Below are 8,041 nucleotides of genomic sequence, written 5' to 3'. Positions count from 1 at the left end.
ACGCCAGCCTGGCGTCGTCGATCTTGAGGTTCTCGAGGCCCCAGCGCATCTGCTCGCCATTGATTAGCCTGATGTCGAAATGCTCCTGTGCTGCCTTGATCGCCTCGACTGTGAACATCGAGATCAGCACGCCGCGCTGGTAGAACATCTGGTCAAGCTCTTCCAAAGGCGTCTGCGACTTGCCGGCATCGACGACATATTTGCGGATGTCCTGGATCGCGTCGGCATTTGATACCGGCAGGTTCCACGACAGCGCGCGATACCCTTTGGCAGCGTCGCCAGCCAGTTTGAGGTCGTCGTCCTGGGCCGACCACCAGATGCCGACGAGCCGGTTCATCGGAAAACCCGTCTTGATCGCCTCGGCGAAAGCACGGGCGTTCATCGCGCCCCAGCCCCACAACAGCACGAAATCCGGGCGCTCGCTCTTGATCCTCGCCCATTGCGCCGACTGGTTCTGCATTTCCTTGGCCGCGACCGGCACAGGCAAAAGCGTGAAGTCGAAGCTATCGGCATAGGCTTGCAGCAGCGGGATCGGCTCCTCGCCATAAGGCGCGTCGAGATGCAGGAGCACGATCTTCTTGCCCCTCAGGCTGTCGAGATCGTCGCCCGAGATGCTCTTGAGCATCATCGAAGCTCCGTCCCAATAGGTGACGGGCGGGTTGAAGGCCCATGGAAAATGCTTGCCGTCGGCCATCGCCGAGAAACCGTAGCCCGGCGCCAGGACCGGCACCTTGTCGGCGCTGGCCTTGGGCAGAAGTTCAAGCGCGATGCCAGGCGACCAGGGCTGGGCCACGAGGCTGGTGGCCCTGGTCCTATAGTAGCATTCGACACCCTTGTCGGTGTTGAAGCCGGTTTCGCACTCGTTGTAGTCCAGCTTGATGCCGTTGATGCCGCCGTCGCGCTCGTTGAGCATCAGCAAATAGTCGCGCTGGCCGTCCATCAGCGGCGCACCGGCAGCCGCGAACGGACCGGTGCGAAAGGCCATATTGGCGATGGAAAGCGCATCCTCGGCGAGCGCGGGCGCGGGCAGGATCAGGCCAAACAGCAGCCCTGCCCGCAGAATATGCTTGGTGGTCGGCGTCGTCATCGTGCCCGCGTGTTCCGGATTACAGTGCCGCCGACCTTACGCGAAGCTCAGGCGGCTTCGCGATAGTATTTTGCCGTCGGCAGGATCGTCAGCGGCGCGAGTTCGCCCTTCGGCGGCTTGCCGAACATCAGCCGCTGTTCCATCGGCGTCGATTTGAAGAAAGGAAAGCGTTGGAAGGAGCGCTCGCGGATGCTGTTCACATCGGCGCGGTAGAGAACAACCTTGTTAAACACCCCCGGATAGGAGCGCGGCTCGCTTATCCGCTCGGAATTATAGATGCGTTTGTAGAAGCCGGCGTGATCTTCGCGAACGGTCGACAAGCAGTAAGGTGCCTTGAAATGGAAACACGCCATGCCGGCCAGGCGAAGTGTGATGTAAGGGATTTGCGGGTAAACGCGTGACCATTCGGGGTCCGATGCGAAGCGGCTGGGGCAAATGAACGTCAACCCCTCCGCAAGCATTGGCATGACGATATCGCCGAATGCTTTAGTGGACGGCGACAATGGCGTCGCTAGCGTGACGTGGTGAATGCGCAGCGTGCTCACCAGGTGCTGATCGACATAGACACCGAATCGATAGGCGTTGGGTGTCTCGTCCAGTTCGTCATTGATGGTATGGCTCTCGTTGTCGGGAACCATATCGTTGGACCGATACGACTTGTAGCGCAGCCGGTAGATGTCCTCGAGATCTTCGCCCTTGTCACAGCGGCGGTACTCGGTGCGCTCAAGCAAGTTCGACACGTGCCGTGCAAATGACGACCCTGCGTCGGGCACAGCGCTACTCTTGGCGTCCGCGTCACCGCTGGACGCCACTTGATGGATGGTCATGGAGTTCCCCGTAATTCCGCCCAGCTGAAAACTAGCCGAGGTCGGGGTGATGTAAAGATGAAAATCAAACTGTAGCTGTTTACCTTCCGTTAAGGTTAATAATTAACAGAAAATTAAGCATTTCCGCAGTTAGGCAATGTGTCGCGTCATCGCCTCAACGACGAGCTGTGACGCGGGCGAGACCGATATCCTTGGCGAAAGGCCAGACGGTATTCGACATCGTTTCGATGCCCGACGATGACAGCGCCGAGCCGAACAGGAAGCCTTGAACCAAGTCTGGATGAACTTCGATGGCCAGAATCTTGAGCTGTTCGAAGGTTTCCACCCCTTCCACAGTCACGGAAAGCCCGAGCGGCCGCGACAAGTCGACGATGCCCTTGAGCAATTGCAAGGACCGCGGATTCTGCGCGACGTCAGCGAGGAAGCTGCGGTCGATCTTGACCTTGTCGAGCGGCAGCTTGTGCAGGTAGCTCAAGCTCGAATATCCCGTTCCGAAATCGTCCAGCGCAATGCTTACGCCGATCAGCTTGAGTTCCTCGACATAGCTGCGCGTCAACGACTTGTCGTCGAGCAGCGCGGTCTCGGTGACCTCGATCTCCAGGCGATGCGGCGCAAGGCCTGATGCCGCGAGTGCATCCTTGACCTTGTCGATGACATCACGATTGCGGAAGTCCTTGGCCGAAAGATTGACCGACACACCAATCGGCGCGGGCCACTTGGCGCATTCCGCGCACGCAGCCTGCAGCACGAAGGTGCTGATGGCGGAAATGATGCCCATCTCTTCAGCGAGCGGGATAAAGGTGGCGGGCGAGACGGGCCCGAGTTCTGGGTGATCCCAACGACACAGCGCCTCGCAGCTAGCTATGCGCATGGTGCTCATTGAAACGATGGGCTGGTAGACGACGCGCAGTGCGCGCGCTTCGACCGCATTGCGCAGATCGGCCTTCATCAACTGGCGATTGCGGAAAGCGGCATCCATCACCGCTTCGAACAGGTGCCAGCTGTTTTTGCCCGACTCCTTGGCCTTGTAGAGCGCAAGGTCGGCCCTGACGATCATCGCATCGACGTCGGAGTCACGCACCTGCGACAGCACGGTGCCACCGCTCGCCTGGATACGAAGTGCGTGGCCGGCAACGTCGACCTCGCCCTGCATTTCGGCGAAGATGCGATCTAGCATTTCGGTAAGGTGGCTCTCGTCTTCGACCTTGTCGAAGTAGATCATGAATTCGTCGCCGCCAAAGCGACTGATCTTGACCGTATCGCTGGCAAAAGCAGCCAGACGTTCCGCCACAGCATAGATGAGCCCGTCGCCGACCGGATGGCCAAGGGTATCGTTGACACTCTTGAAGTCGTCGAGATCTAGAACGGCAAGTGCACAAAGCCGGTCGCGTGCGCCGGCATGGATGCACTCAGCAACCGTTTCATGGAAGTAGGCACGGTTCGGCAAACCGGTAAGGCTATCGTAGCGGGCCATGAACCGGATCTTTTCTTCGGCAGCGACACGGGCCGTCACGTCTTCGAAGGTGATGACCCCAAGTTCCTGGCTGCCTTCGCGCGCCGAAAACTCCAGGCATTGCCCATTGGCAAGCGAAACCAGGACCTTGCGGTCCCTGCCCTCACGTAGCGCGCGCGTCAGTTGTGCTTCGATGTAGCGGCAGTCCTTGAGCGCAAGCTGGCCTCCAGCGACGCCACGCATCAAGAGGCCATGAATCGAGCGGCCAAGCAGTGCCTCCGGCGACTTGACCGACATCAGATTTGCAGCTTCTGCATTGGCGACCGCCACGCGTCCATCTGGCCCAAGCATGACCAGTCCATGCGACATGGTGTTGAGCGCGCGATTGAAACGCTGGGCCAGGCGGCTGGCCTTTTTTTCCTCAGACACGGCGGTAAAGAGGACGTCGCGTACGGTGTCGGCGAATTTCCGAATCGCAAACAGAAACGGTGCAGACAACAGGCCTAAGAAGACATGGTAGGGGTCACCCCGAAGCAGAAAGCCAAGCGAGATCGGCCACGTCAGCGCGATGATCAAAATGATCACCATGCGCGGAGAGCCGTAATTGCGACCGGCAATCGACGTAGCCGTGGCCAGCGTCACGCAGACAGAGGCGATCTCAGCAAAGGTGTCGTGCGCGAAATAGATGCCGGCGAGACAAAACGCACCCAGTGCGCCGCCGTGCAACGTGCCGTACAAAATGTAGTCGTTCTCGCGCTGGTGCGCCTCTTCCCATGTCGTCGGCGACGGCAAGCTATTGTATTTGCGAAAATTTCGCAGGCGCAACGTGGCGACCAGCACCATGAACAGCGCAACCAAAAGGTAGAGCGGATGGGCGGTTTTCCACCAGACGACGCCGATCAGCGCCGTTTGGGCAACCATGCCAACAGCCAGCGTCGCACCGTCGCGGAAAAGCGTTTCCACGAAAGGGATGTAGACGTCGACCGGTATCTCGTTGTTTCTTCTGCGCATCCGAGGCCCGCCTGGGAGGCCAAGAAGTGCCATACTCGCCTTAAGAAAGGCTTAGAAACAGAGGCTTCAAATAGCCTTCCGGCCATTCAATTGCCTGCTAAAACCTCTAATTTAGATTCAGGTAAACAAGTAATGTCGACTATTCGGCAGCTTGCAGCGCCGGATTGGACGGCGACGCGCTCAATCGCTTGACCAGCCGCTCCCGTTCACCGGCTGCCTTGTCGACACTGGCATGCTTGACGTGACCGTAGCCGCGGATCAGTTGCGGCACCGATGCCAGTGCTGTGGCCGCTTCGATATTGTCGCTGGCAAGCGCTCCGCGGATCAGTTCGAGATCGGCCTCGTAGCGATCAAGCAAATCGCGTTCCATGCGCCGTTCTGCTGTGTAGCCAAAGACGTCGAAGGCACCGCCACGTAGCCCCTTCATCGCCGCGAGCAGCTTGAAACCCGTCATCATCCAGGGGCCGAAGCTTGATTTGCGCAGCACACCGTCAGTACCCTTGCGGCCGAGGATCGGCGGCGCCAGGTGGAACTCCAGCCGGTCGTAGCCCTGAAACTGTTTTGCCAGCTCGCGTTTGAAGGAACCGTCGGTGTAGAGCCGCGCGACCTCGTATTCGTCCTTGATCGCCATCAGCTTGAACAGAGAGCGCGCGGCGGCTTCGGCGACCATGGTCGAACCCGGCTTCGCCTTCTGCTCGGCCGCGCGGATCGAGGCGATACGTCCGACATAACGCTCCGCATAGGATGCGTTCTGGTAGGACGTCAGGAATTCGGCACGGCGCGCAATCATCTCGTCGAGCGTCTGAGCCATCGCAGGCTCCTCGCCGCGACCGGAGCGGGCAAGCATCGCGCGGACGAATTCCGGCTCATGCGCGGCACGGCGGCCCCAGCGGAATGCAGCAACATTCATGGCCACTGCCTCGCCGTTGAGCGTGATCGCCTTTTCGACCGCCTCGGCCGAAAGCGGTAGGCCGCCATGCTGGAAGGCAAAGCCGAGCATGAACATGTTGGCACCGAGCGAATTGCCAAACAGTGCGGACGCCGTGCGCGTGGCATCGAAGAAATGCGCGTTCGCCTCGCCAGCAGCCTCGCGAATGGTCTTTTTGAGCCGTTCGGTGGGCAACGAGAAATCGGCCGAACGGGTGAATTCGCCGGGCATGATTTCGGCGGTGTTGGCAACGAAAATGGTGTGGTTTTCGCGGACGGCCGCCAAAACCTTCTTGGCGCCCGACACGACTAGGTCGCAGCCAAGAATCAGGTCGGCCTTGCCGGCAGAGACACGGATGGCGTTGATGTCGTCAGGCGAACGGGCGATGYGGACATGGGTGAATACCGAGCCACCCTTCTGGGCGAGACCGGCCATGTCGATCATGCCGCAGCCCTTGCCTTCGAGATGTGCGGCCATGCCAAGCACGGCCCCAACGGTGACCACACCGGTGCCGCCGACACCGTCGATGACCGCCGCCCAGCCGTCGCGGTTGAGCGGAAATGGCTGAGGATCGGGCACGCCTTGCAAGGCCTCGCTTTTGCTGGCGATGCCCTCGGCCTTGCGGATCTTGGCGCCATGAATCGTAACGAATGACGGACAGAAGCCGTTGACGCAGGAAAAGTCCTTGTTGCAGCTCGACTGGTCAATCTTGCGCTTGCGGCCGAACTCGGTCTCGACAGGCTGGATCGACACGCAATTCGACTTAACGCCACAGTCGCCGCAGCCCTCGCAGACCAGCTCGTTGATGAACACGCGCTTGTCAGGGTCGGGGAACGTGCCGCGCTTGCGGCGCCGGCGTTTTTCGGCGGCACAGGTCTGGTCGTAGAGCAGGACGGTCACGCCTTTGATGTCGCGCAGCTCGCGCTGGACAAGATCGAGGTCGTCGCGATGGTGGAACGTCGCGCCTGTCGGGAACTGTGAACGCCCACCATATTTGTCGGGTTCGTCGGTGACGACCGCGATGCGCTCGACGCCCTCGGCGCGTACCTGGCGGGCAATCATGTCCACGGTCAGGCTGCCTTCATGCGGCTGACCGCCTGTCATGGCGACCGCGTCGTTGTAGAGGATCTTGTAGGTGATGTTGGCATCCGAGGCGAGCGCGAAGCGGATCGCCAGCGTGCCCGAATGGTTGTAGGTGCCGTCGCCGAGATTCTGGAAGATGTGCTCGCGCTTGGAAAACGGCGCCTGGCCGATCCATTGCGCGCCCTCGCCACCCATCGCAGTGAAGCCGACAGTGCTGCGGTCCATCCACAACGCCATGAAGTGGCAACCGATGCCCGCGCCGGCGATCGAGCCCTCGGGCACCTTGGTCGACGAATTATGCGGGCAGCCGGAGCAGAAGAACGGCGTCCGCGATGCTACGTCCTTGGTGTCGGCAAGCATTGCCTGATACTGGCGTAGCCGGCTGACACGGGCGGCGATCTCCTCAGACGGGCCGATGACCCTGAGGATGCGTTCACCCAGCGCGATGGCGATGTCGTTAGGGTCGAGCGCGCCCTTGGCCGGAAACAGCCAGTCGCCGCGTTCGTCCTTCTTGCCGACCACCTTGGGCTGCATCGAAGTGCCGTAAAGCTCCTCTCGCACCTGGGTTTCGAGCAGCGAACGCTTCTCTTCGACAACGACGATCATCTCGAGTCCGCGGGCAAAGTCGCGGATATGTTCGATGTCGAGCGGCCACGGACAGCCGACCTTGAACAGGCGAATGCCGATCTGGTTGGCACGCTTTTCGTCGATGCCGAGATCGTCGAGCGCCTGGCGTACGTCGAGGAAACTCTTGCCGACGGTGATGATGCCGATCTTCGGCTTGCGGCCGCCGGAATAGACGATGCGGTTGATGCCGTTGGCGCGGATGAAGGCGGAAGCCGCCGCGCGTTTGTATTCGTGAAGCCGCGCTTCCTGGCCGAGCTGGTCGAGCTCATTGCGGATGTTGAGCCCGCCGGGCGGCATGTCGAAGTCGGGGATGACGATGTTGAGACGCTCGAGCGACGCATCGACGGAAGCCGTGGATTCGATGTTGTCCTTGACGCATTTGATCGCAGCCCACGTGCCGGCGAAACGCGACAGGGCAAAACCATAGAGACCGTAGTCGATCAGCTCCTGCACCCCACCTGGATTGAGGATCGGGATCATCGTGTCGACGAACAGGAACTCGGTGGCATGTGCATTGGTCGAGGATTCGGCAATGTGGTCGTCGCCCATCAGGGCCAGCACGCCACCATGCTTCGACGACCCTGCAAGATTGGCGTGGCGGAAGACGTCGCCGGAGCGATCGACGCCGGGGCCCTTGCCGTACCAGACAGAAAAGACGCCGTCGTGCTTGCCTTCGCCCAGTATCTCCGCCTGCTGCGACCCCCAGCATGCAGTGGCGGCAAGCTCTTCGTTGAGGCCGGGCTGGAAGATGACGTTAGATTGGGCGAGCTGCTTCTTGGCTTTCCACAGCTGCAGGTCGAGCCCGCCAAGCGGCGAACCGCGATAACCCGAGACAAAACCTGCCGTATTGAGGCCGGCTAGCCGGTCCCTTTCGCGCTGCATGACCAGCATACGGATGACGGCCTGCGCGCCGGAGAGGAAGATCCGCTCCTTGCCCAGATCGAACTTGTCATCGAGAGCGACGTCGTGAAGCGTCATCCGCATTTCCTGTGCCCGAACCGCCCACGATTCGGGCGGCTGACCTT

General features: G+C 60.6%; 4 protein-coding genes. All 4 read right to left on the bottom strand.

The annotated features are described in order from the left end of the window. A partial coding sequence (locus AC1DWF_RS17165; RefSeq protein WP_476841867.1) for an ABC transporter substrate-binding protein occupies positions 1-1,087 on the bottom strand: 1,087 nt, incomplete at its 3' end. A gap of 47 nt (positions 1,088-1,134) precedes the next feature. Next, positions 1,135-1,914, bottom strand: a complete 780-nt coding sequence (locus tag AC1DWF_RS17160; RefSeq protein ID WP_476788452.1) for an N-acyl amino acid synthase FeeM domain-containing protein — start codon at positions 1,912-1,914, stop codon at positions 1,135-1,137. 154 nt (positions 1,915-2,068) lie between these two features. Then, the gene (locus tag AC1DWF_RS17155) at positions 2,069-4,378 is read right to left on the bottom strand and encodes a putative bifunctional diguanylate cyclase/phosphodiesterase (protein ID WP_476785669.1); all 2,310 of its coding nucleotides are present in this window, start codon (positions 4,376-4,378) and stop codon (positions 2,069-2,071) included. Between the two features lie 139 nt (positions 4,379-4,517). Continuing rightward, complete coding sequence (locus tag AC1DWF_RS17150) at positions 4,518-7,994, bottom strand: indolepyruvate ferredoxin oxidoreductase family protein (RefSeq protein WP_476841866.1); 3,477 nt, start codon at positions 7,992-7,994, stop codon at positions 4,518-4,520. Between the last annotated feature and the right edge of the window lie 47 nt (positions 7,995-8,041).

It is taken from the genome of Aminobacter sp. P4_D5, assembly GCF_056401815.1.
This window is presented reverse-complemented; position numbering and strand designations above follow the sequence as displayed.

Excerpts from the sequence above, each read along its gene's own strand:
- AC1DWF_RS17160 (WP_476788452.1), bottom strand. The coding sequence starts at position 1,914 with ATGACCATCCATCAAGTGGCGTCCAGCGGTGACGCGGACGCCAAGAGT.
- AC1DWF_RS17155 (WP_476785669.1), bottom strand. The coding sequence starts at position 4,378 with ATGCGCAGAAGAAACAACGAGATACCGGTCGACGTCTACATCCCTTTC.